This window comes from Pseudomonas sp. B3G-3 (genome assembly GCF_028640915.1).
GTDB classification, from domain to species: domain Bacteria; phylum Pseudomonadota; class Gammaproteobacteria; order Pseudomonadales; family Pseudomonadaceae; genus Aquipseudomonas; species Aquipseudomonas chlororaphis_I.
Genome location: NZ_JAQZAB010000057.1, coordinates 142,575 through 165,414, shown reverse-complemented (window position 1 = coordinate 165,414; position 22,840 = coordinate 142,575). Strand labels below are relative to the sequence as shown.

At 61.5% G+C, this 22,840-nt stretch carries 23 protein-coding genes; 14 read left to right on the top strand and 9 right to left on the bottom strand.

Features of this window, described 5'->3' with window-relative positions:
- Positions 1-87: 87 nt before the first annotated feature.
- The 8 genes from PVZ80_RS01885 to PVZ80_RS01850 all read left to right on the top strand — a co-directional run bounded on the left by PVZ80_RS01885 (position 88) and on the right by PVZ80_RS01850 (position 4,725).
- Positions 88-420, top strand: coding sequence for a DUF6388 family protein (locus PVZ80_RS01885; RefSeq protein WP_038633616.1), 333 nt, complete (start codon positions 88-90; stop codon positions 418-420).
- Between the two features lie 51 nt (positions 421-471).
- Positions 472-1,176, top strand: coding sequence for a YoaK family protein (locus PVZ80_RS01880; RefSeq protein ID WP_009049760.1), 705 nt, complete (start codon positions 472-474; stop codon positions 1,174-1,176).
- A gap of 64 nt (positions 1,177-1,240) precedes the next feature.
- Entirely contained in the window at positions 1,241-1,633 is a 393-nt protein-coding gene (tusD, locus tag PVZ80_RS01875) for a sulfurtransferase complex subunit TusD (protein WP_009049761.1), read from the top strand.
- Positions 1,634-1,636: 3 nt separating this feature from the next.
- The gene (gene tusC, locus PVZ80_RS01870) at positions 1,637-1,999 is read left to right on the top strand and encodes a sulfurtransferase complex subunit TusC (protein WP_009049762.1); all 363 of its coding nucleotides are present in this window, start codon (positions 1,637-1,639) and stop codon (positions 1,997-1,999) included.
- Positions 1,999-2,298, top strand: a complete 300-nt coding sequence (gene tusB / locus PVZ80_RS01865) for a sulfurtransferase complex subunit TusB (RefSeq protein ID WP_009049763.1) — start codon at positions 1,999-2,001, stop codon at positions 2,296-2,298. The genes tusC and tusB overlap by 1 nt, the downstream gene beginning before the upstream one ends.
- A complete protein-coding gene (locus tag PVZ80_RS01860) occupies positions 2,295-2,630 on the top strand; it encodes a TusE/DsrC/DsvC family sulfur relay protein (RefSeq protein ID WP_103331610.1) in 336 nt (111 codons plus the stop codon). Before tusB ends, PVZ80_RS01860 begins: the two co-directional genes overlap by 4 nt.
- A complete protein-coding gene (locus PVZ80_RS01855; protein WP_016701878.1) occupies positions 2,627-3,628 on the top strand; it encodes a glycosyl transferase family protein in 1,002 nt (333 codons plus the stop codon). Before PVZ80_RS01860 ends, PVZ80_RS01855 begins: the two co-directional genes overlap by 4 nt.
- Before the next feature lie 89 nt (positions 3,629-3,717).
- Positions 3,718-4,725, top strand: coding sequence for a glutathione S-transferase family protein (locus PVZ80_RS01850; RefSeq protein WP_053269440.1), 1,008 nt, complete (start codon positions 3,718-3,720; stop codon positions 4,723-4,725).
- A 98-nt stretch (positions 4,726-4,823) separates the two neighbouring features.
- Here PVZ80_RS01850 and cysG read toward each other — a convergent pair whose 3' ends face one another.
- The 6 genes from cysG to ftsK form a co-directional block, all read right to left on the bottom strand.
- Entirely contained in the window at positions 4,824-6,218 is a 1,395-nt protein-coding gene (gene cysG / locus PVZ80_RS01845; RefSeq protein ID WP_053269441.1) for a siroheme synthase CysG, read from the bottom strand.
- Positions 6,219-7,499, bottom strand: coding sequence for a serine--tRNA ligase (gene serS / locus PVZ80_RS01840; protein WP_009049768.1), 1,281 nt, complete (start codon positions 7,497-7,499; stop codon positions 6,219-6,221).
- A gap of 16 nt (positions 7,500-7,515) precedes the next feature.
- Positions 7,516-7,890 (bottom strand): fluoride efflux transporter CrcB, encoded by a 375-nt coding sequence (crcB, locus tag PVZ80_RS01835; protein WP_016701881.1) that lies wholly within the window; start codon positions 7,888-7,890, stop codon positions 7,516-7,518.
- Positions 7,887-9,212 (bottom strand): replication-associated recombination protein A, encoded by a 1,326-nt coding sequence (locus PVZ80_RS01830; RefSeq protein ID WP_273863359.1) that lies wholly within the window; start codon positions 9,210-9,212, stop codon positions 7,887-7,889. The genes crcB and PVZ80_RS01830 overlap by 4 nt, the downstream gene beginning before the upstream one ends.
- Before the next feature lie 30 nt (positions 9,213-9,242).
- A complete protein-coding gene (gene lolA / locus PVZ80_RS01825; protein WP_007929220.1) occupies positions 9,243-9,866 on the bottom strand; it encodes an outer membrane lipoprotein chaperone LolA in 624 nt (207 codons plus the stop codon).
- Positions 9,867-9,934: 68 nt separating this feature from the next.
- Complete coding sequence (ftsK, locus tag PVZ80_RS01820) at positions 9,935-12,343, bottom strand: DNA translocase FtsK (RefSeq protein ID WP_009049771.1); 2,409 nt, start codon at positions 12,341-12,343, stop codon at positions 9,935-9,937.
- 318 nt (positions 12,344-12,661) lie between these two features.
- Between ftsK and trxB the strand changes: the two genes are divergently transcribed.
- From trxB to infA, 4 genes are all read left to right on the top strand, one after another.
- The gene (gene trxB / locus PVZ80_RS01815) at positions 12,662-13,612 is read left to right on the top strand and encodes a thioredoxin-disulfide reductase (protein WP_273863358.1); all 951 of its coding nucleotides are present in this window, start codon (positions 12,662-12,664) and stop codon (positions 13,610-13,612) included.
- Positions 13,613-13,683: 71 nt separating this feature from the next.
- On the top strand, positions 13,684-14,364 hold the full coding sequence (gene aat / locus PVZ80_RS01810) for a leucyl/phenylalanyl-tRNA--protein transferase (RefSeq protein ID WP_041986226.1): 681 nt from the start codon (positions 13,684-13,686) through the stop codon (positions 14,362-14,364).
- A gap of 57 nt (positions 14,365-14,421) precedes the next feature.
- Complete coding sequence (locus PVZ80_RS01805; protein WP_007929216.1) at positions 14,422-15,129, top strand: arginyltransferase; 708 nt, start codon at positions 14,422-14,424, stop codon at positions 15,127-15,129.
- Positions 15,130-15,229: 100 nt separating this feature from the next.
- Positions 15,230-15,448: a translation initiation factor IF-1 gene (gene infA, locus PVZ80_RS01800; RefSeq protein WP_002553999.1), complete on the top strand. Its 219-nt coding sequence runs from the start codon at positions 15,230-15,232 to the stop codon at positions 15,446-15,448.
- 138 nt (positions 15,449-15,586) lie between these two features.
- On the opposite strand, the gene clpA is transcribed toward infA, so the two are convergent.
- Entirely contained in the window at positions 15,587-17,857 is a 2,271-nt protein-coding gene (clpA, locus tag PVZ80_RS01795; RefSeq protein ID WP_009049774.1) for an ATP-dependent Clp protease ATP-binding subunit ClpA, read from the bottom strand.
- A 29-nt stretch (positions 17,858-17,886) separates the two neighbouring features.
- Positions 17,887-18,249, bottom strand: a complete 363-nt coding sequence (clpS, locus tag PVZ80_RS01790) for an ATP-dependent Clp protease adapter ClpS (RefSeq protein WP_009044582.1) — start codon at positions 18,247-18,249, stop codon at positions 17,887-17,889.
- 225 nt (positions 18,250-18,474) lie between these two features.
- Between clpS and cspD the strand changes: the two genes are divergently transcribed.
- Positions 18,475-18,732, top strand: a complete 258-nt coding sequence (gene cspD / locus PVZ80_RS01785; protein ID WP_009049775.1) for a cold shock domain-containing protein CspD — start codon at positions 18,475-18,477, stop codon at positions 18,730-18,732.
- Positions 18,733-18,826: 94 nt separating this feature from the next.
- Here the strand turns inward: cspD and icd are convergent, their stop codons facing one another.
- Positions 18,827-20,083: an NADP-dependent isocitrate dehydrogenase gene (gene icd / locus PVZ80_RS01780; RefSeq protein WP_007929208.1), complete on the bottom strand. Its 1,257-nt coding sequence runs from the start codon at positions 20,081-20,083 to the stop codon at positions 18,827-18,829.
- A 504-nt stretch (positions 20,084-20,587) separates the two neighbouring features.
- On the opposite strand from icd, the gene PVZ80_RS01775 reads away from it, so the two are divergent.
- Positions 20,588-22,813 (top strand): NADP-dependent isocitrate dehydrogenase, encoded by a 2,226-nt coding sequence (locus PVZ80_RS01775; protein ID WP_009049776.1) that lies wholly within the window; start codon positions 20,588-20,590, stop codon positions 22,811-22,813.
- Positions 22,814-22,840 lie beyond the last annotated feature (27 nt).

Genomic DNA, 22,840 nt, shown 5'->3' with positions numbered 1-22,840 from the left:
CGCTGGACCGGCCAGGCGTTATGGTCGCTGGGCTTTCGCACAGCCCCAAGCCGAAACGACTTCCTCCAACCCCATCCAGGATCACCGATGGCCGCCCCCGAACACCCGCATGAAGTGGCCCTGCAGAAGTTTCTCGCGGCGCGCCCGGAGCTTCGTGAAGCACTCGATCACCTCAACCCTCTGGCCGCCCAGGCCAGGGGCGAAACCCAGGAACAATACCGCGCCGAGCGACTGCACGAAGCCTTCGAGGCCGAGGCGGAACGTCAGGGCCTGTTTGCCTGGGAACTGAGCCTGCAACTGACCGCACAGAGCGCGGAGGAATTTGCCGCGCGGCGGCTCGAAGTGCACCGGGAAGTGGCGGAAATGGCCGGCATACCCTGGAGCGAGTATTGCGAGCTACATGGCCTGCCGCGCGATTGAGCGCCGCTCGGGCCTTCGATAAAGGATCATTGTCACCATGAGTCAACGCTGATGCTGCCCTCTTCCACCAGCCTTCGTAGTAACCCGGAGCTGCTGCGGCGCCAGAAATGGCGCGGCCGCATAGGCCTGTGCCTGGTCGCCAGCCTGTCGGTCCTGGCCGGCATGACCGACGCCATCGGCTTCATGGCCACCGGCGATTTCGTCTCCTTCATGAGCGGCAACACCACGCGCCTGGCCGTCGCCATCAGCGATGCCGACCTGGCCCTGACCCTGCACCTGGTGCTGCTGGTCGCCACCTTCATCGCCGGCAACGCCCTGGGCATAGTCGTCAGCCGCTTTGGCGGGCGCCGCGCCCTGCCGCTGCTGCTGTGCATTGCCACGCTGCTGTGCGCGGCAGCCGCCTGGCCGTTTGAACAACGGCTACCGGCCGTGCTGGCCGCGATCATCTCCATGGGCATGCTCAATGCCGCCGTCGAGGAAGTGAACGGGCTTCCCGTGGGCCTGACCTATGTCACCGGCGCCCTGTCGCGCTTTGGCCGCGGCCTGGGCCGCTGGATGCTCGGCGAGCGGCGCAATGGCTGGCGCGTGCAGCTGGTGCCCTGGAGCGGCATGTTCGCCGGCGCCGTGCTGGGCGCCGTTCTGGAACAGCATCTCGGCCTCGCGGCCCTGTTCGTCAGCGGCCTGCTGTCGGCGCTGCTGGGGCTGTTGTCGCTGAAGATCCCCCATCGCTGGCAACTGGGCTATATGCCGCGCTAAAGCCACTTCGCCGGGCCCGGCATAAAGCTTTATCATGGCCCCAGGTTTGCTGACAGAGTTCTTCATGAAGTTCGCCATTGCCCTTTTCTCCGCCGCTCACGCGCCCTCCTCGCGCCGCGCCCTGGCATTCGCCCAGGCAGCGCTGGCCGGTGGCCACGAGATCGTGCGGCTGTTTTTCTATCAGGATGGCGTGCACAGCGCATCGGACAACATCGTCACCCCGCAGGACGAGCTGGACCTGCCCGCGCAATGGCGGACCTTCGTCAGCGAGCACCAGCTCGATGGCGTGGTGTGCATTGCCGCGGCCCTGCGCCGCGGGGTGTTGAACCAGGAGGAAGCCGCACGCTACCAGCGCCCGGCCGTCAACCTGAGCGCGCCCTGGGAGCTTTCCGGGCTCGGCCAGTTGCACGACGCCGTACAGGCGGCCGACCGCCTGATCTGTTTTGGAGGGCCATGAAACATGGCGCAATCCCTGTTGATTATCAGCCGCCAGGCGCCCTGGTCCGGCCCCGGCGCCCGCGAGGCACTGGATATCGTGCTGGCCGGCGGCGCCTTCGACTTGCCGATCGGCCTGCTGTTTCTCGACGACGGCGTGTTTCAGCTCGCCCCCGGGCAACAAGCCGCCGCCGTGCAGCAAAAGGATCTCAGCGCCAATCTGCAGGCCCTGTCGTTGTTTGGTGTGGAGCAGGTGTTCGCCTGTGGCGCCAGCGTGGCGGAACGTGGCCTCGACCCGGCCGCGCTGAACCTGGACGAGGTGCAGGTCCTGGCCCCGGCCGAACTCGGCGCACTTATTGACCGTTTTGACCAGGTGATCACCCTCTGATGTCGACCTTGCACGTGCTGTCCCACTCGCCCTTCACCGACTCCCGGCTGACCAGTTGCCTGCGCCTGCTTGGCGCGCAGGATGCCATTCTCCTGTGTGGCGACGCGGTGTACGCCCTGCAGCCTGGCAGCGCACCGCTGGCGGCCTTGCAGGCACGCGGGGAGGCGCTGGCGCTCTACGTCCTGGCGGAAGACCACCAGGCCCGAGGCCTGGAAGTTCCAGCCTGGGCCACCAGCGTCGATTACCCGGGGTTCGTCGCGCTGTCGATCCACTACGACAAGGTCAACAGCTGGTTATGAATGCACTGACTGTCGGCGAACGCACCATCGCCCTGGACAAGGACGGCTACCTGGTGGAACTGGACGACTGGTCCAGCGAGGTGGCCGATGCCCTGGCCGCGGCGGAACAGATCGAGCTGACGCCCGAGCACTGGGAAATCCTCGAGCTGCTGCGCGGCTTCTATCAAGAGTTCCAGCTGTCGCCCGCGACACGCCCGCTGATCAAATACACCGCCTTGAAGCTGGGCCCGGACAAGGGCAACAGCCTGCACCTCAACCGACTGTTCAAAGGCACTCCCGCCAAACTTGCCGCCAAGCTGGCGGGCCTGCCCAAGCCGACCAATTGCCTATGACCGATTTCACCTCGCTGACCACCGAAACGCCCGCCGAGCATCCTTTCGCGCAGTTCGTGCGCATTCTCGGCAAAGGCAAACGCGGCGCCCGCAGCCTCACCCGTGAAGAAGCCCGCGAAGCCATGGGCATGCTGCTCGACGACAAGGTCGAGGACACCCAGCTCGGCGCCTTCCTGATGCTGTTGCGGCACAAGGAAGAAAGCCCCGAGGAACTGGCCGGCTTTACCGAGGCCCTGCGCGAGCGACTGCAGGCGCCACCGATCAAGGTCGACCTGGACTGGCCCAGCTACGCCGGCAAAAAGCGCCACCTGCCCTGGTTCCTGCTGGCCGCCAAGTGCCTGGCACAGAACGGCGTGCGCATCCTGCTGCACGGCGGTGGCGCCCACACCGCCGGCCGGCTGTACACCGAGCAATTGCTGGAACAATTGCACATCCCGCTGTGCCGCGACTGGCAGGCGGTAGGCAAGGCGCTGGACCAGGGCAACCTGGCCTTTATCCCCCTGGGCGACTGGGCGCCCCAACTGCAGCGCATGATCGACCTGCGCAACACCCTGGGCCTGCGCTCGCCGATCCACTCCCTGGCGCGCATCCTCAACCCGCTGGGCGCGCGCTGCGGCCTGCAAAGCATCTTCCACCCCGGCTATCAGGGCGTGCACCGCGATGCCAGCGGGCTGCTGGGGGACAACGTCATTGTGATCAAGGGCGACGGCGGCGAAATCGAGATCAACCCGGACAGCGCCAGCCATCTGTACGGCACTACTGGCGGTGTCAGCTGGGATGAGGAATGGCCGGCGCTGTCCGAGCAGCGCCATGTCAAACCGGCAGCCCTCGATCCCGAGCACCTGAAAGCCGTCTGGCGCGGCGATGTGCAGGACAGCTACCCGCAACTGGCGCTGATCGCCACCATGGCCCTCGCCCTGCGCGGGCTCGGCGTGCCGCGGGAGCAGGCGTTCGAGCAGGCTCGGCAATACTGGGACGCTCGCAACAGATCGATTTAACCGATCATAACCGCCCGACTTTTGCGTAATTCGTTCGAACTCCTCGGATTAAACTGCACGCCAATGCACACTGACCGAGGAGCTTTTTCATGGGCCTGCTGATTGAAGGACGCTGGCACGACCAGTGGTACGAAAGCAGCAAAGACGGCGCCTTCCAGCGCGAACAGGCGCAACGCCGCAACTGGGTGACCACCGACGGCAAACCCGGCCCTAGTGGCGAAGGCGGCTTTCGCGCGGAAGCCGGCCGTTATCATCTGTATGTCTCCCTGGCCTGCCCCTGGGCGCACCGCACGCTGATCCTGCGCAAGCTCAAGGGCCTGGAAAGCCTGATCGATGTGTCAGTGGTTAGCTGGCTGATGCTGGAACAAGGCTGGACTTTCGACCGGACCCTGGGCTCCAGCGGCGACAAGCTGGACCACCTGGATTTCCTGCATCAGCGCTACACCGCCGATACCCGCGACTACACCGGCCGCGTCACCGTGCCCGTGCTCTGGGACACCCAGCAGAAACGCATCGTCAGCAACGAATCGGCGGAAATCATCCGCATGTTCAACAGCGCTTTCGATGACTTGAACGGCAACGACCTGGACTTCTACCCGGAACCGCTACGCCGCGAAATCGACGAATTGAACGCGCGCATCTATCCGGCGGTGAACAACGGTGTGTATCGCGCCGGCTTCGCTACTTCGCAGCAAGCCTACGAAGCGGCCTTCGACGATCTGTTCGCCGAACTCGACTGGCTGGAACAGCGCTTGGCCGGCCAACGCTACCTGGCCGGCGAATACCTGACGGAAGCGGACATCCGCCTGTTCACCACGCTGATTCGCTTCGACGCGGTGTATTACGGTCACTTCAAGTGCAACCTGCGGCGGATCGCCGACTATCCGAACCTGTCGAACTGGCTGCGAGAGCTGTACCAGTGGCCGGGGATCGCCGAAACCGTGGACTTCACCCATATCAAGGGGCACTACTACGCCAGCCACCGCACCATCAACCCGACCGGCATCGTGCCGAAAGGGCCGGTGCAGGACTTCGATGCAGCGCATGATCGCGAGCGTTTGAGCGGGCGTGGGGTTTGGCAAGGCAACAAGCAATAACTCAGGAGAGCGATCGTTCTTGAGATCGCTATCGCGGGCAAGCCTCGCTCCTACAGAAGAGATGTTCTGTGCAGGAGTGAGATTGCCCGCGATGCTGTTCAGACCTGCGACTGCGCGCCTTCGAACCAGGCGAGCTTCTCGCGAAGCTGCACCACTTCGCCGACGATCACCAGGGTCGGCGCATGCACTTCATGCTCCGCCACCAGCTTCGGCAGGTCCGCCAGGGTGCCGGTGAACACCCGCTGGTTGGAGGTCGTGCCCTGCTGGATCAAGGCGGCCGGCGTGTCCGCCGAACGGCCATGCTGGATCAGTTGTTCGCAGATCACCGGCAAGCCCACCAGGCCCATGTAGAACACCAGGGTCTGTGCAGGCGCGACCAGGTCGGCCCAGGGCAGATCGGTGGTGCCATCCTTCAGGTGCCCGGTGACGAAACGCACGGACTGCGCATAGTCACGATGGGTCAGCGGAATCCCGGCATAGGCCGCACAGCCGCTGGCCGCGGTAATCCCTGGCACCACCTGGAACGGAATGCCCTGGGCCGCCAGCTCTTCGATCTCTTCGCCGCCACGGCCGAAGATGAACGGATCGCCCCCTTTCAGACGCAGCACGCGCTTGCCCTGCTTGGCCAGGTCCACCAGTTGCTGGTTGATCTGCTCCTGGGGCAAGGCGTGATCGGCGCGGCGCTTGCCGACATACACCCGCTCGGCATCGCGACGGCACAGTTCGAGAATCGCCGGCGCTACCAGGCGGTCGTAGAGCACCACGTCGGCTTGCTGCATCAGGCGCAAGGCGCGGAAGGTCAGCAGGTCCGGATCGCCCGGCCCCGCCCCCACCAGATACACCTCGCCCGGCGCATGGGGCGCTTCGCCGGCAATCTTGGCCTGCAGCAAGCGCTCGGCCTCCTCGCCCTGCCCGGCCAGCTGCCGGTCGGCGATCGGTCCCTGGAACACGTCTTCCCAGAAGGCACGACGCTGCTGCACGTCCGGAAACAGGCCTTTGACCTGATTGCGAAAACGCGCAGCCAGGCCGGCCAACTGACCGTAGGTCGAGGGGATCCAAGTTTCCAGCTTGGCCCGGATCAGGCGCGCCAGCACCGGCGCATCGCCACCGCTGGAGACGGCGATCACCAGCGGCGAACGGTCGACGATCGCCGGGAAGATCACGCTGCACAGGGCCGGCGCGTCCACCACATTGACCGGCACACAACGCCGATGAGCATCGGCGGAGACCTGGGCATTGAGCGGTTCGTCGTCGGTGGCGGCGATGATCAGCACGCAGCCGTCCAGGTCCGCCTCGAGATAACCGCGCAACCGGCATTCGCCGCCGCTGGCCGTGACCAGCTCGCGCAATTGGGGTTCCACTTCAGGTGCAACTACCCGCAGCAGCGCACCGGCGTCGGCCAGCAGGCGGGATTTGCGCAAGGCAATCTCCCCGCCGCCGACCACCAACACACGACTGCCGCGCAGGTTATGAAACAGCGGCAGAAATTCCATTTAGCCGATGACCTCGAGGCCGCCCATGTAAGGCTTGAGCACCTCAGGCACCCGGATCGAACCGTCGGCCTGCTGGTAGTTCTCCAGCACCGCCACCAGGGTACGACCGACCGCCAGGCCGGAACCGTTCAGGGTGTGCACCAGTTCCGGCTTGCCAGTTTCCGGGTTGCGGAAGCGCGCCTGCATGCGACGGGCCTGGAAGTCGCCGCAGTTGGAGCACGACGAAATCTCGCGGTACTTGTCCTGGCTCGGGATCCACACTTCCAGGTCGTAGGTCTTGACCGCGCTGAAGCCCATGTCGCCGGTGCACAGCGCCAGGGTGCGGTAAGGCAGCTCCAGCAGTTGCAGGACTTTCTCGGCGTTGGCAGTCAGGCCTTCCAGGGCTTCCATGGAAGTCGATGGCTCGACGATCTGGACCATCTCGACCTTGTCGAACTGGTGCTGGCGGATCATGCCGCGGGTGTCGCGGCCCGACGAACCGGCTTCGCTGCGGAAGCACGGGGTGTGGGCGACGAACTTGATCGGCAGTTGCTTCGAATCGAGGATCTCGCCGGCCACGATATTGGTCAGCGACACTTCGGCGGTCGGGATCAGGTACAGATCGGCTTCGTTTTCACGGCTGATCTTGAACAGGTCTTCTTCGAACTTCGGCAACTGGCCGGTCCCCACCAACGCCGGTGCCTGCACCAGGTAAGGGGTGTAGGCCTCTTCGTAGCCGTGCTCGCTGGTGTGCAGGTTGATCATGAACTGCGCCAGGGCGCGGTGCAGACGGGCGATCGGCCCGCGCAGCAGGGCAAAACGCGCGCCCGACAGCTTGGCCGCGGTCTCGAAGTCCAGCCAGCCATGTTTTTCACCCAGGGCGACGTGGTCGAGGATCGGGAAGTCGAACGCCGTCGGCGTGCCCCAGCGGCGCACCTCGACGTTACCGTCTTCGTCGTCGCCAACCGGCACCGATTCGTGAGGCAGGTTCGGGATGCCCTGCAGGATCGCATCCAGCTCGGTTTGAATGGCGTCCAGCTCGACCTTGCCGGCCGCCAACTCGCCCGCCATGCGCTCGACATCAGCCATCAGCGGCGCGATGTCTTCGCCGCGCTGCTTGGCCTGACCGATGGACTTGGAGCGCGCGTTACGTTCGGCCTGCAGTTGCTCGGTGCGGGTCTGGACGGTCTTGCGCTGTTCTTCCAGCGCTTCGATGCGTGCTACATCCAGGGCAAAGCCACGGGATGCCAGGCGGTCCGCTACGTCCTGAAGGTTGCTACGTAACAGTTTGGAATCGAGCATGTCGGTCTCTCGTTTATCAAAGTTTGGTCAGGGACAGGCCGGCCCAGGTCGCGAGCAGCCCGCCGAATACGCTGATGGCCGCATAGCCCAGGGCCAGCGGTATCTGTCCGCTTTCCAGCAGACGCACCGTATCCAGTGAAAAGGATGAAAAAGTCGTCAGGCCGCCAAGGAAGCCCACCATCAACCCGGCACGCACCTCGATGGGCACCTCCGGGCGTATCAGAAACAGGCCGTACAGCACGCCGATCAGCAGGCAGCCCACGATATTAACGGCCAGCGTCGCGGTATAGAAGTGCCGCGGCCAATTGGCGCTGATCCAGTTACCGGTGGCAAAGCGCAACAGGGTGCCGGCAACACCGCCCACCGAGACAGCAACGATCAATGGGATCACGGCTTTCTCCGCTGCTTGGGGCTGGTCCGGTCAAGCTCCGCCAGATGCTTGAGCTTCTCGCCGATCTTCAGTTCCAGGCCACGGGGCACGGGCTGATAGAACGGCTGCGGCTCCAGCGCCTCGGGAAAGTAGTCTTCACCGGCCGCGTAGGCATCCGGCTCATCATGGGCATAACGATATTCGTCGCCGTAGCCCAGCTGCTTCATCAGTTTGGTCGGCGCATTGCGCAGGTGCAGCGGCACTTCCAGCGAACCATGTTCGGCGGCGCTGCGCATGGCGGCCTTGAAGCCCATGTACACGGAGTTGCTTTTCGGCGCGCAGGCCAGGTAGGTGATGGCCTGGGCCACCGCCAGCTCGCCTTCGGGGCTGCCCAGGCGCTCCTGCACATCCCAGGCGGCCAGGCACAGGCTCAGCGCCCGTGGGTCGGCGTTGCCGATGTCTTCGCTGGCCATGCGCACCACGCGCCGTGCCAGGTACAGCGGGTCGCAACCACCGTCGAGCATCCGCGCGAACCAGTACAGGGCGCCGTCCGGGTTGGAACCACGGACCGACTTGTGCAGCGCCGAAATCTGGTCGTAAAAGGCTTCGCCGCCCTTGTCGAAACGCCGACGGGTATCGCCCAGCAGGCTTTGCAGCAGCTCGACACCGATTTCCGTGCCGTCTTCGGCGAGATCGGAGGCATTCTCCAGCAGGTTGAGCAGGCGCCGGCCATCGCCGTCCGCCGCCGCCAGGAGCATCTGGAAGCCTTCGTCACTGAGGCTCAGCTGGCGTTTGCCCAGACCGCGCTCTTCAGTCAGAGCCCGCTGCACCAGCTTGTGCAGTGCGGCTTCGTCGAGGCTCTTGAGCACATACACCCGGGCCCGGGACAACAGTGCGTTGTTCAGCTCGAAGGACGGGTTCTCGGTGGTCGCACCGATGAAAATCAGGGTGCCGTCTTCAACGTAAGGCAGGAAGGCATCCTGCTGGGACTTGTTGAAACGGTGCACTTCGTCGACGAACAGGATGGTCCGGCGCCCGTACTGGGCCGCCTGCTGCTTGGCGATTTCCACCGCCTGGCGGATCTCCTTGACCCCGGCCAACACCGCCGAGACCGTTTCGAAGTGCGCATCCGAGACTTTCGCCAGGAGCCGCGCCAGGGTGGTCTTGCCCACCCCCGGCGGCCCCCAGAAGATCATCGAGTGCAGGGCCCCCTGCTCCAGCGCTTCACGCAGAGGCTTGCCGCGGGCGAGCACATGCTCCTGACCGACGTACTCGTCCAGGTTGGCCGGGCGCAAGCGCGCGGCCAGGGGTTGGGCGATCGGGTCACTGCGAAACAGATCCATGGCGGACGATTGAAACCTCTTGGCGTCGACTTATTCTTGAATCACGTCGGCACCCTTGGGGATGTCGAACTTGAACTTGGAAGCAGCGATCGGCTCGTTGGCCTTGACCCCGGTGAACAGGATATTGGTGCGCTGGCCAACGCTGTCAATCAGCTGCATGTCATTCACCAGGCCGTTGCGGAACGACAGGCGCAGGCTGTCGAACAGGGTGTCCTTGGTTTTCGGCTTGAGGATGAAGTCGACCACGCCACCGGCTTCCTTGGCGCTGATATCGAAGCTTTCGCTGATTTTCGACACATCGCCCGACAGCAACAGGGCCGGAGTCTGGGTCAGGCGCTGGTCCAGGGTCTTGATGGTGACCTGTTCCAGGTCCGGGTCCCACAGGGAAACCTTCTTGCCGTCGGAGACCATCAGTTGCTCCTGCGGTGCATCGGTGTGCCAGTAGAACAGGCCCGGGCGCTTGAGTGCCATGTCACCAGCGGTTTCCTGCAGCTGGGTGCCGCTGCCGTCGAGGGTCAGCTGCGAGAAACGCGCGGTCAGGGTCTGGGACTTTTCGAGCAACTGGGTCAGGCGCGCCACGTCTTTCTGATCGGCATGGGCCGACAGTGTCGTTAAAGCCAGTACCGGTACCAGCAACATGCGGATAAGACGCATGGGAGTCCTCATTAGATTCGTGGAAAAAACCGGCGGCGCAGGGTCGCGCCGCCTGTATCGGGTCATTGTCAGTCGCGCATCGGACCCGGCGCTATCACTTCGCGGGAGCCGTTGGTGTTCATGGCGGTCACCACCCCGGCCATTTCCATGGCTTCGATCATGCGGGCCGCGCGGTTGTAGCCGATCTTGAGCTTGCGCTGAACCGCGGAAATCGACGCCCGGCGGCTCTCGAGGACGAACTGCACCGCTTCGTCGTACAGCGCGTCGGTCTCGGCGTCGTCACCGTCGCCACCGCCGCCGCCACCGTCGAAGCCGCTACCGGCCTCTTCGACACCGTTGAGGATGTCGTCGTTGTACTCCGGCGCGCCACGCAACTTCCAGGCTTCCACCACCCGGTGCACTTCATCGTCGGAGACGAAGGCCCCATGGACACGGATCGGCAGGCTGGTGCCCGGCGGCATGTAGAGCATGTCACCGTGACCCAGCAGCTGTTCGGCACCACCCTGGTCGATGATGGTCCGCGAGTCGATCTTGCTCGATACCTGGAACGCCATGCGGGTCGGGATGTTGGCCTTGATCAGGCCGGTGATCACGTCTACCGACGGCCGCTGGGTCGCCAGGATCAGGTGGATCCCCGCGGCACGGGCTTTCTGGGCGATCCGCGCGATCAGTTCTTCGACCTTCTTGCCGACGATCATCATCATGTCGGCGAATTCGTCGACCACCACGACGATGGTCGGCAGCTTGGTCAGCAGCGGCGCTTCGTCGTGGATGCTTTCGCGGTTGTACAGCGGGTCGGTCAGCGGCGTACCGGCTTCGATCGCTTCTTTAACCTTGGCGTTGAAGCCCGACAGGTTACGCACGCCCATCTTCGCCATCAGCTTGTAGCGCCGCTCCATCTCGGCCACGCTCCAGCGCAGGGCGTTGGCGGCGTCCTTCATGTCGGTCACCACCGGGCACAGCAGGTGCGGGATGCCTTCGTAGATCGACAGCTCGAGCATTTTCGGGTCGATCATGATCAGCTTGGCGTCTTCCGGGCCGGACTTGAACAGGATCGACAGGATCATCGCGTTCACACCTACCGACTTACCGGAACCGGTGGTACCGGCCACCAGCAGGTGAGGCATCTTCGCCAGGTCGGTGATGATCGGCTTGCCGCCGATATCGTGGCCCAGGGCCAGGGTGACCGGGGATTTGAAGTTGTCGTATTCCGGGGTCGACAGCACTTCGGAGAAGCGCACGATCTGCCGGTCTTCGTTGGGAATCTCGATACCCACGGTGGTCTTGCCGGGAATCACTTCCACCACCCGCACGCTGGTCACCGCCAGCGAACGCGCCAGGTCCTTGGCCAGGTTGGCGATACGGCTGACTTTCACCCCGGCGGCCGGCTGGATTTCGTAACGGGTAATCACCGGGCCCGGGTGGATGGAGTCCACCGACACTTCGACCCCGAACTCCTTGAGCTTGATTTCCAGCAAATGGCCGACGGCGGCCAGCGACTCGGGGGAATAGTTGAGCTGTTTCTTTTCCGCCGGATCGAGAATCGAGATAGGCGGCAAGGTGCCTTCGACCGCGCTGTCGATGAACAGCGGGACCTGTTTCTCTTTCTGCACGCGCTTGCTTGGCTCGGGCGCTTTTACCGGGGCCGGGGCGATCACCGGCGGGACCTGCTTCTCACGATCGGACATGTGCTTGCTCAGGGCCTGTTCGCGCTCGATCAGGCGCTCCTTGACCTTGGCCTGCTCACGTTTGTCGGTGACGGTCGGAGCGACCACTTCGTCGACCCGGGCATCCACCTCACGCAATTGGGCAACCAGCTGCTTGCGCTCGGTACGGGCCGCCCACCAGCGGTTGGCGGCGCCCTGGAACAGTTCGAACAGGTCGAGGGTGATCTTGCCGGTCACATCCATGACCTTGAACCAGGAAAGATCGGTAAACACGGTCAGGCCAAACAGGAACAACGCAATAAACATCAGGGTACTGCCCTGGATGTTCAGTGCGTTCTTGGCCAGGTCGCCCAGGCTTTCGCCCAGCGCCCCGCCCGCGCCGGCCGGCAGGCCAGTCGCCGCATGGAAATGGATATGCGCCAACGCGGCACCGGACAGCACCAGGAACACCAGGCCGATCAGGCGCCAGGAAAACAGCCAACCGCTCCACTGCCACGGCTCATGGCGTTGACGGAAGATCTGATAAGTCTTGATCGCCAATAACAACGGGAAGATATAGGCAAAGTAACCCAACACCATAAACAGGATATCGGCGCTGTAAGAACCGGCAGGACCACCGAAGTTCTGCACATCTTCGATCTTGCTGTTATGGCTCCAGCCCGGATCGTCTTTGCCATATGTCAGCAATGCCATCATCAGAAACAGGCACAAAGCCCCAATGGCGATCAACGCACCTTCCTTGAGGCGGTAATGCAATTGCTGGCGCCAGAGTGGGACTACTGTTTTAGGTGCTGCGGTGGATTTCTTCAAAACGCGTCTTTTCCTGCGCCATGGGCGCGTCCAACTGTTGATCGACTAAAAAATACTGCCCAATCCGAGCAGGTAAAAAAGTTGACGAGCGTAACTGGGGCTACTTTTAACATTCTGCCCACGCATTGCGAAACTGTAAGAGCTGCTGCGTGCAATGCCGATGTATTCCATATAGGCGTGCAAATCCGCATTGTACGGGTTTGTAAGCGCCGTGCCACGCTGCTCAATACTGGGTGTAGCATAAGTCAGGAACACTTTACGCAGTATTCAATTTGAGCACGCATTCTCTTTTGTGACAAAGGCTTATGAGGTGTTTTTATGACCGAAGCGAAGCATTCACGCCTGATCATTCTGGGCTCCGGCCCTGCCGGTTACAGCGCTGCCGTTTATGCCGCCCGCGCCAACCTCAAACCGACCGTCATCACCGGCCTGCAAGCGGGCGGCCAGTTGACCACCACTGTCGAAGTCGACAATTGGCCTGGCGATGTCGAGGGCCTGACCGGCCCGGTGCTGATGGAACGCATGCAAAAACACGCTGAACGCTTCGACACCGAGATCGTCTACGACCACATCCATACCGCGGAGTTGCAGCAGCGACCCTTTATCCTCAAGGGTGACAGCGGCGTCTACAGCTGCGATGCACTGATCATCGCCACCGGCGCATCGGCCCAGTACCTGGGCCTGCCCTCCGAAGAAGCCTTCGCCGGCAAGGGTGTCTCGGCCTGCGCTACCTGCGACGGCTTTTTCTATCGCAATCAAGTAGTTGCCGTGATCGGCGGCGGTAACACCGCCGTGGAGGAAGCCCTGTACCTCTCCAACATCGCCAAAGAGGTGCACCTGGTGCACCGGCGCGACAAGCTGCGCGCGGAGAAAATCCTCCAGGACAAGCTGTTCGACAAAGCCGCCAAGGGCAATATCCGCCTGCACTGGAACCAGAATCTCGACGAAGTGTTGGGCGATGCCAGCGGCGTCACCGGCGCCCGCCTGCGCGATAGCCTCAGCGGAGAAACCCGGGAATTGGCGCTGACCGGCGTCTTCATCGCCATCGGCCACAAGCCCAATACGGACCTGTTCAAGGGCCAGCTGGAAATGCGCGACGGCTATCTGCTGGTCAAGGGCGGCAGCGAAGGCGACGCCACGGCCACCGGCATCCCGGGCGTGTTCGCCGCGGGCGATGTGGCCGACCATGTGTATCGCCAGGCCGTCACTTCCGCGGGCGCGGGCTGCATGTCGGCCCTGGATGCGGAGAAATTCCTCGACGACAACTGACCTCCCGACCTACGCTTGCGGCGGGCCTTGCAGGCCCGCCACCGCCCTCCCCTTCCGCAAGTCTGAATGCCATGCTGACCTGGTTACAACGCAACAACTTCGACTTTCCCCCACTGGAAAAGGCCCTGCGCGACCCCAACGGCCTGTTGGCCGCCGGCGGCGACCTGTCGGCCGACCGGCTGATCCAGGCCTATCGCCACGGCTGTTTCCCCTGGTTTTCCGAAGGCCAGCCCATCCTCTGGTGGTCACCCGACCCGCGCACCGTGTTATTTCCAGACGAACTGCATGTATCCCGCAGCCTGGGCAAACTACTGCGCCAGCAACGCTATCAGGTCACCTTCGATCAGGATTTTGCCGCGGTCATCAGCGCCTGCGCGGCGCCACGCCCTTATGCCGACGGCACCTGGATCACCGAATCAATGCAGAATGCCTACCTCGAGTTGCACAGGCGCGGCCATGCCCATTCGGTCGAAGTCTGGGATCAGGGGGCACTGGTAGGTGGACTGTATGGACTGGCAATGGGCCAGCTGTTTTTCGGTGAGTCGATGTTCAGCCGGGCCGACAATGCGTCGAAATTCGGTTTCGTCACGCTGGTCCAACATTTACAGGCATGGGGCTTTGCCCTGATCGACTGCCAGATGCCCACCGACCACCTGCACAGCCTGGGCGCCCGCGCCATTCCACGCCAGGAGTTCGCCGGCTATCTGCAGCGCCATCTGGACCAGCCCAGCCGCGCCATATGGGTTTCCTAGGCGGGTTTTGCCGGTGTGGCTTACACTTAATTCAAAGCTAATCCCGAGGGTTGATTCATGACCGAGTTGGCGCGTTTGAAGTTTTATGCCACTCAACCCCACTCTTGCAGCTACCTGCCCGAAGAACAGGCGACCACGCTGTTCCTCGATCCTAGTCAGCCCATGGATGTGCATGTCTACGCAGACCTGTCGGAAATGGGCTTTCGTCGCAGTGGCGACCATCTGTACCGGCCGCATTGCCAGAACTGCAATGCCTGTGTTCCTGCCCGCATTCCTGCCGCGCAGTTTGTACCCAATCGTCAGCAAAAACGCATTCTCAAACGCAATGCCGACCTGAAGGTCCAACCTGTCAAACCGGGGTTCAGCGAAGAGTATTTCGACCTTTACCAGCGTTATATCGAACAACGCCACGCCGATGGCGACATGTACCCGCCCAGCCGCGATCAGTTCTCGACTTTTCTGGTGCGCGACCTGCCCTTCTCCAGGTTCTACGAGTTTCGCCTCGATGGGCGCCTGCTCGCCGTGGCCGTCACCGACCTGCTGCCCAATGGCCTTTCCGCGGTCTACACCTTCTATGAACCCGATGAAGAGCGTCGCAGCCTCGGTCGCTACGCCATTCTGTGGCAAATCGGCGAGGCCTTGCGCCTGGGCCTGGACGCGGTCTACCTCGGATACTGGATCAAGAACTGCAAAAAGATGAACTACAAGACCCAATATCGGCCCATTGAGCTGCTGATCAACCAGAGATGGGTCATCCTGAACTAGAAGCCCTTGGCTTGAACCCCACTTTTCGGGCACAATGCACGCCGCTTTTGCCTGGCGCAGTTGCACCGGGCCATTCACTGGACACCGAGGGCTTTACTGCATGTCGAAAGAAGACAGCTTCGAAATGGAAGGCACTGTCGTCGACACCCTGCCCAACACCATGTTTCGTGTGGAGTTGGAAAATGGGCACGTCGTAACCGCGCATATCTCCGGCAAGATGCGCAAGAACTACATTCGTATTCTTACCGGTGACAAAGTGCGCGTCGAACTGACGCCCTATGACTTGAGCAAAGGGCGCATCACTTACCGCGCTCGCTAAGCAAGTCAATACAAGACGCCCGGCTCATGCCGGGCGTTTTTGTTTGCCTGCGATTTGCCCTGCATGCCGACAGAACAGATATAAAGACAGAACAGATATAAAAAAGGCGCCTTGCGGCGCCTTTTTCATTGTGGCCAGTCAGGCCATTTCTGCGGTGGTCTCGAACTCGAAGGTCAGCTCGCCATCCTTGATGTCGATGTGCACCACACCGCCATGTTCGGCCAGTTCGCCAAAGAGTATCTCTTCCGCCAGCGGACGCTTGATCTTGTCCTGGATCAGGCGCGCCATAGGACGAGCGCCCATGGTCACATCGTAACCACCTGCCGCCAGCCAGCTGCGGGCCGCATCGGTGACTTCCAGCTGAACGCGCTTGTCCTCCAACTGCGCCTGCAGCTCGGTAAGGAACTTGTCCACCACGCTCTTGATGACCTCATGACTGAGGCGACCAAACTGGATAATGGTGTCCAGACGGTTACGGAATTCCGGCGTGAAGCTCTTCTTGATCACTTCCATGGCATCGGAAGAGTGATCCTGATGAGTGAACCCGATGGAAGCCCGAGCTGCCGTTTCGGCGCCTGCGTTAGTGGTCATGATCACGATCACGTTGCGGAAATCCGCCTTGCGCCCGTTGTTATCGGTCAAGGTACCGTGGTCCATCACCTGCAGCAGCAGGTTGAAGACTTCCGGGTGTGCCTTTTCGATTTCATCGAGCAGCAATACGCAGTGAGGCTGCTTGGTAATCGCTTCGGTCAGCAAACCGCCCTGGTCGAAACCGACATAACCTGGAGGCGCACCGATCAGACGCGATACGGTGTGGCGCTCCATGTACTCGGACATGTCGAAACGCACCAGCTCGATGCCCAGCGCCTTGGCCAACTGCCGCGCGGCCTCGGTCTTACCGACACCGGTAGGTCCGGCGAACAGGAACGAACCGACAGGCTTGTCTGGCGATTTCAGGCCGGCACGGGACAGCTTGATCGCGGTCGACAGCGAGTCGATCGCTGCATCCTGGCCGAATACTGTCAACTTCAGGTCGCGCTCGAGGTTACGCAGCAGCTCCTTGTCGGAACTGGTGACGTGTTTCGGCGGAATTCGCGCAATTTTCGCCACGATATCCTCGACCTGAGCCACCTCGATGCGCTTGACGCGCTTGTCAGACGGCTGCAGACGCTGATAGGCGCCCGCCTCGTCGATCACATCGATCGCTTTGTCGGGCATATGCCGGTCATTGATATAGCGCGACGCCAGTTCGGCGGCGGCACGCAATGCCTCATCGCTGTACTCGATGCCGTGGTGCAGCTCGAAACGCCCCTTGAGGCCACGCAGAATACCAATGGTGTCTTCTACCGAAGGCTCGGATACATCGACCTTCTGGAAGCGGCGAGCCAAGGCCCGGTCCTTCTCGAAAATTCCACGAAATTCCTGGAAGGTGGTCGAACCGATGCAACGGATGTCGCCCGAAGAAAGCAGCGGCTTGAGCAGGTTCGAGGCGTCCATCACCCCACCGGACGCCGCACCGGCGCCAATGATGGTGTGAATCTCGTCGATGAACAGGATCGCCTGCGGACGTTTCTTCAACTCGCCCAGCAACGCCTTGAAGCGTTTCTCGAAATCGCCGCGGTATTTGGTACCCGCCAGCAATGCACCGAGATCCAGGGAGTACACCACGCTGCTGGCCAGCAGATCAGGCACCTGGCTATCGACGATGCGTTTGGCCAGACCTTCGGCGATCGCGGTTTTACCTACACCGGCCTCGCCTACCAGCAGCGGGTTGTTCTTGCGCCGGCGCGCAAGAATCTGCGCCACACGCTCGACTTCCTGCTCACGCCCCACCAACGGGTCGATACGCCCTTGGCGCGCCAGTTCATTGAGGTTGCTGGCATAAGCATCCAGCGGATTACCTGAAGAGGAAGACTCACCGCCTTCATCGTCCTGCATATCCTGTTCACCTTCAGAATGATCGCCATGCCCGGGCACCTTGGAGATGCCATGGGCGATGTAATTGACGACATCGATACGGGCAACGCTCTGCTGTTTCAGCAGGAACACCGCCTGACTCTCTTGCTCACTGAAGATCGCAACCAGCACATTGGCGCCAGTCACTTCGCGCTTGCCCGAGCTCTGCACATGGAAGACAGCACGCTGCAGTACACGCTGGAAGCCCAGGGTTGGCTGGGTTTCGCGATCCTCGTCATGCACGGGAATCAGCGGCGTGGTGGAGTCGATGAACTCCTGCAGGTCATGCTTGAGTTTGTCGAGGTTTGCTCCGCAGGCACGCAAAACGGTGGCGGCGGCCTCATTATCCAAAAGAGCCAACAAGAGGTGCTCGACGGTCATGAACTCATGACGCTTCGAACGAGCCTCTTTGAAGGCGAGATTGAGGGTGACTTCGAGCTCGCGGTTTAACATAGCTTCACCTCATACCCAAGTGGTCGGCGTTAACCGTCCTTCTCGATTTCACAGAGTAGCGGATGCTGGCTTTCCCTGGCGTACTGGTTGACCTGCATGGCCTTGGTCTCGGCGATGTCGCGGGTAAACAATCCACATACTGCCCGTCCTTCTGTATGAACGGCCAGCATTACCTTGGTCGCCAGCTCGCGATTCAGGTTAAAAAACACCTCGAGCACTTCGACGACGAAATCCATCGGTGTGTAGTCATCATTGAACAAAACCACCTTGTACATCGGCGGAGCCTGCAACGTCGGCTTAGCTTCCTGTACAGCCAAGCCAGCGGAATCGTCGTCTTGGAAATCCGGGCGATCCTGATTGAATGTTAGTCGAATCTGGCTGATTGCATGCATGGAAAGAAAGGTTCGTTAGTTGTGCAAATACAGTGGTGGGGGCGCTCTGGGGGGATTTCAACTCCGACCGCCGGGTCACCTTGACTATCGGCAAAACGGTGTTACAACCAATAGAGCCCACATTGGGTAATAAAGGTCCGTACAGTCAATCCTATATTGCGGATTTCGGTACGGATTAACAGGATGATACTCCAGTGATGGAGTCTGTTGCAGAGGGATATGAGCATGGCAAGCGGCAAGGTCAAGTGGTTCAACAACGCCAAGGGTTATGGCTTCATTAATGAGGAGGGCAAGAGCGACGACCTTTTCGCCCATTACTCGGCCATCGAGATGGAAGGCTACAAAACCTTGAAAGCCGGACAGGCCGTGAGTTTTGAGATCACCCAAGGGCCCAAGGGCCTGCACGCGGTGAAGATCAACTCCATCAAGACCCAGAATGCCTCCGCCGCAGCCTCCCCCCAGCAGGAAACGGTCCTGAGCTGAAACACCTGTATCCAGATCCAACCCTAAAAAACAGTCATAAAAAAACGGCCGGTTCAATCATTTGAACCGGCCGCTTCGTTTTGATGCGTACTGCTTACATGTGCGAGATCAGCGCATCGCCGAATGCCGACGACGACAACAGCGTGGCGCCTTCCATCAAGCGCTCGAAGTCGTAGGTCACGGTCTTGGCACCAATGGCACCGTTGGTGCCCTTGATGATCAGGTCAGCCGCTTCGGTCCAGCCCATGTGACGCAGCATCATTTCCGCGGAGAGGATCAGCGAACCCGGGTTCACCTGGTCCTTGCCCGCGTACTTTGGCGCCGTACCGTGGGTCGCCTCGAACATGGCCACGGTGTCGGACAGGTTGGCGCCCGGAGCGATACCGATCCCGCCTACTTCGGCAGCCAGTGCGTCGGACAGATAATCGCCGTTCAGGTTGAGGGTCGCGATCACGTCATATTCGGCCGGACGCAGCAGGATCTGCTGGAGCATCGCATCGGCGATGGCGTCCTTGACGATCACGTTCTTGCCGGTTTTCGGGTTCTTGAACTGCATCCACGGGCCGCCATCGAGCAGCGTCGCGCCAAACTCTTCCGCCGCCACTTCATAGGCCCACTCTTTGAAGGCACCTTCGGTGAACTTCATGATGTTGCCTTTATGCACGATGGTCAGCGAATCGCGATCGTTGTCGACCACATATTGCAGCGCCTTGCGCGCCAGGCGCTTGGTGCCCTGCAGGGAAACCGGCTTGACGCCGATACCGCAGTTTTCGTCGAAACGGATCTTGGTGACGCCCATTTCTTCTTTGAGGAACTTGATGACCTTGGTGGCTTCGGCGGAGCCGGCCTTCCATTCGATACCGGCGTAAATGTCTTCCGAGTTCTCACGGAAAATGGTCATGTCGACATCGCCAGGCTTCTTCACCGGGCTCGGCACGCCTTCGAACCAGCGCACCGGGCGCAGGCACACATACAGGTCAAGCTGCTGACGCAGGGCCACGTTCAGGGAACGGATACCGCCACCTACCGGAGTGGTCAGCGGGCCCTTGATGGAAACTACGTAATCCTTGACTGCGTCCAGGGTTTCCTGAGGGAGCCAGGTGTCCTGGTCGTACACTTGAGTTGCTTTCTCGCCGGCATAGACTTCCATCCAGGAGATTTTGCGCTCGCCGCCGTAGGCCTTCTTAACAGCAGCATCGACAACCTTGATCATGACCGGGCTGATATCAACGCCAATACCATCACCTTCGATGAAAGGGATGATCGGGTTGTTAGGAACATTGAGAGAATGGTCTGCGTTGACGGTGATTTTGTCGCCGACTGCCGGAACCTGAATCTTCTTGTATCCCATGCTGAACTCCGTTGTGTGGATTGAACATCTGGCTGCGTTCGAGCGTACCCCAGTTGAATCTGGACGGGAACCTCATGTTCCACTCATCTACCGTGAAGGCGGCGCAGTTCGTGGCCTACAAGCCTGAAAGCAAAGGGAAAAGCGCCAAACTCGAGCACTGCGCAGGACTCTACGCCGCCGCCCCGCCTGCGACCTTTAGACCAATGGACGAGAGCGGTTGCATATGAACCGTCGGCGTTTTGCCAGCTACCTATGTATAATGCCGCCGCTGACCACAGAGTCACGACGGCTGAGCGCTCTGCTACTGGAAAAAAGGAGCCGAGACTTTCCGCCCAAAGCCGGGCTGTTATCGCAGCCCACCCGCTTGACGCTCGACTGATGCACCCAACATCACCGCGAAGAAACCTCGATATTCGGTTCATGGATGACTTTGAACGAACGCGCTTACCCGGCGCCCCTCGAGTTTCTGCGCACGCTTTAGCAAAGAAGAGAGTTAATCCGAATATGCCCACCCGCTCGAAGATCATCTATACCTTCACCGACGAAGCCCCCGCCCTCGCCACCTACTCGCTGCTACCTATCGTCGAAGCCTTCACCGCTTCCGCTGATATTGCCGTGGAAACCCGCGACATCTCTCTCGCAGGGCGTATTCTTGCCAGCTTCCCGGAGCTGCTGGGCGACAAAGCCGTACCGGACCACCTGGCCGAGCTGGGCGACCTGGCTGTAACCCCTGAAGCCAACATCATCAAGCTGCCGAACATCAGTGCCTCGGCACCGCAGCTTCAGGCCGCGATCAAAGAGCTGCAAGCCAAGGGCTACGCCCTGCCGGACTACCCGGAAACCGTGACCAGCGACGCCGACAAAGACGCCAAGGCGCGCTACGACAAGGTCAAGGGCAGCGCCGTGAACCCGGTCCTGCGTGAAGGCAACTCCGACCGCCGCGCTCCACTGTCGGTCAAGAACTACGCGCGCAAGCACCCGCACAAAATGGGCGCCTGGGCCAAAGACTCCAAGTCCCACGTGGCTCACATGAGCCAGGGCGATTTCTACGGCAGCGAAAAAGCCGCCCTGATCGACGCCCAGGACACCGTAAAGATCGAGCTGATCGCTCAAGACGGTAGCGCTACCGTCCTGAAGGAAAAAACCGCCGTACAAGCCGGCGAGATCCTCGATTGCGCAGTCTTGAGCAAGAAAGCCCTGCGTGCTTTCGTTGCCGCCGAGATCGAAGACGCCAAGAAACAAGGCGTACTGCTGTCGGTACACCTGAAAGCCACCATGATGAAGGTTTCCGACCCGATCATGTTCGGCCAGATCGTTGCCGAGTTCTATCAGGACGCCCTGAGCAAGCACGCCGACGTGCTGAGCCAGATCGGCTTCAACCTGAACAACGGCATTGGCGACCTGTACGCCCGCATCAAGGCCCTGCCTGCAGAGCAGCAAGCTGCGATCGAAGCCGACATCCAGGCCGTCTACGCCGTGCGCCCTGCCCTGGCCATGGTCAACTCCGATAAAGGCATCACCAACCTGCACGTGCCGAGCGACGTGATCGTCGACGCCTCGATGCCGGCCATGATCCGTGACTCCGGCAAGATGTGGGGCACCGACGGCCAGTTGCACGATACCAAAGCGCTGATCCCGGATCGCTGCTACGCCACCATCTACCAGGCCGTGATCGAAGACTGCAAGGCCAACGGCGCCTTCGACCCGACCACCATGGGCAGCGTGCCGAACGTTGGCCTGATGGCGAAGAAAGCCGAAGAGTACGGCTCCCACGACAAGACCTTCCAGATCAAGGCTGACGGCGTCGTACGCGTCACCGACAGCAAGGGCAACCTGCTGCTGGAACAGGCCGTCGAAGCCGGCGATATCTTCCGCATGTGCCAGACCAAGGACGCGCCGATCCAGGATTGGGTCAAACTGGCCGTCAACCGCGCTCGCGCAAGCAGCACTCCAGCGATTTTCTGGCTGGACCCGATGCGCGCCCACGACGGCGTGATGATCGAGAAGGTCCAGGCGTACCTGAAGGATCACGACACCGCTGGCCTGGACATCCGTGTCATGTCGCCAGTCGACGCCATGAAGTTCACCCTGGCCCGCACCCGCGAAGGCAAGGACACCATCTCCGTCACCGGCAACGTGCTGCGCGACTACCTGACCGACCTGTTCCCGATCATGGAACTGGGCACCAGCGCCAAGATGCTGTCGATCGTGCCGCTGATGAACGGTGGCGGCCTGTTCGAAACCGGCGCCGGCGGTTCGGCTCCTAAGCATGTGCAGCAGCTGCTGGAAGAGAACTTCCTGCGCTGGGACTCCCTGGGTGAGTTCCTGGCCCTGGCCGCTTCCCTGGAGCACCTGGGCAACACCTACAACAACCCGAAAGCGCTGGTACTGGCCAAGACTCTCGACCAGGCAACCGGTCAGTTCCTGGACAACAACAAGTCGCCATCGCGCAAAGTCGGCAACATCGACAACCGCGGCAGCCACTTCTACCTGGCGCTGTACTGGGCCCAGGCCCTGGCCGCCCAGACCGAAGATGCCGCCCTGCAAGCGCAGTTCAGCACCCTGGCCAAGACCCTGACCGAGAACGAAGCGACCATCGTCGCCGAGCTCAACGGCGTTCAAGGCAAGCCAGTGGACATCGGCGGCTACTACAGCGCCAACCCTGAGCTGGTGAGCAAGGCCATGCGCCCAAGCGCCACCCTCAACGCAGCTATCGCTGCGCTGGTCTAAGCAACACCGCTGTAATACAAACCCCGG

Coding starts and splice junctions, on each gene's coding strand:
- PVZ80_RS01880 (WP_009049760.1), top strand. CDS start 472: ATGCTGCCCTCTTCCACCAGCCTTCGTAGTAACCCGGAGCTGCTGCGG.
- PVZ80_RS01775 (WP_009049776.1), top strand. CDS start 20,588: ATGCCCACCCGCTCGAAGATCATCTATACCTTCACCGACGAAGCCCCC.
- PVZ80_RS01860 (WP_103331610.1), top strand. CDS start 2,295: ATGAATGCACTGACTGTCGGCGAACGCACCATCGCCCTGGACAAGGAC.
- trxB (WP_273863358.1), top strand. CDS start 12,662: ATGACCGAAGCGAAGCATTCACGCCTGATCATTCTGGGCTCCGGCCCT.
- tusD (WP_009049761.1), top strand. CDS start 1,241: ATGAAGTTCGCCATTGCCCTTTTCTCCGCCGCTCACGCGCCCTCCTCG.
- icd (WP_007929208.1), bottom strand. CDS start 20,083: ATGGGATACAAGAAGATTCAGGTTCCGGCAGTCGGCGACAAAATCACC.
- infA (WP_002553999.1), top strand. CDS start 15,230: ATGTCGAAAGAAGACAGCTTCGAAATGGAAGGCACTGTCGTCGACACC.
- tusB (WP_009049763.1), top strand. CDS start 1,999: ATGTCGACCTTGCACGTGCTGTCCCACTCGCCCTTCACCGACTCCCGG.
- cysG (WP_053269441.1), bottom strand. CDS start 6,218: ATGGAATTTCTGCCGCTGTTTCATAACCTGCGCGGCAGTCGTGTGTTG.
- PVZ80_RS01855 (WP_016701878.1), top strand. CDS start 2,627: ATGACCGATTTCACCTCGCTGACCACCGAAACGCCCGCCGAGCATCCT.
- clpS (WP_009044582.1), bottom strand. CDS start 18,249: ATGCATGCAATCAGCCAGATTCGACTAACATTCAATCAGGATCGCCCG.
- lolA (WP_007929220.1), bottom strand. CDS start 9,866: ATGCGTCTTATCCGCATGTTGCTGGTACCGGTACTGGCTTTAACGACA.
- PVZ80_RS01805 (WP_007929216.1), top strand. CDS start 14,422: ATGACCGAGTTGGCGCGTTTGAAGTTTTATGCCACTCAACCCCACTCT.
- aat (WP_041986226.1), top strand. CDS start 13,684: ATGCTGACCTGGTTACAACGCAACAACTTCGACTTTCCCCCACTGGAA.
- serS (WP_009049768.1), bottom strand. CDS start 7,499: ATGCTCGATTCCAAACTGTTACGTAGCAACCTTCAGGACGTAGCGGAC.
- clpA (WP_009049774.1), bottom strand. CDS start 17,857: ATGTTAAACCGCGAGCTCGAAGTCACCCTCAATCTCGCCTTCAAAGAG.
- PVZ80_RS01850 (WP_053269440.1), top strand. CDS start 3,718: ATGGGCCTGCTGATTGAAGGACGCTGGCACGACCAGTGGTACGAAAGC.
- cspD (WP_009049775.1), top strand. CDS start 18,475: ATGGCAAGCGGCAAGGTCAAGTGGTTCAACAACGCCAAGGGTTATGGC.
- PVZ80_RS01830 (WP_273863359.1), bottom strand. CDS start 9,212: ATGGATCTGTTTCGCAGTGACCCGATCGCCCAACCCCTGGCCGCGCGC.
- tusC (WP_009049762.1), top strand. CDS start 1,637: ATGGCGCAATCCCTGTTGATTATCAGCCGCCAGGCGCCCTGGTCCGGC.
- PVZ80_RS01885 (WP_038633616.1), top strand. CDS start 88: ATGGCCGCCCCCGAACACCCGCATGAAGTGGCCCTGCAGAAGTTTCTC.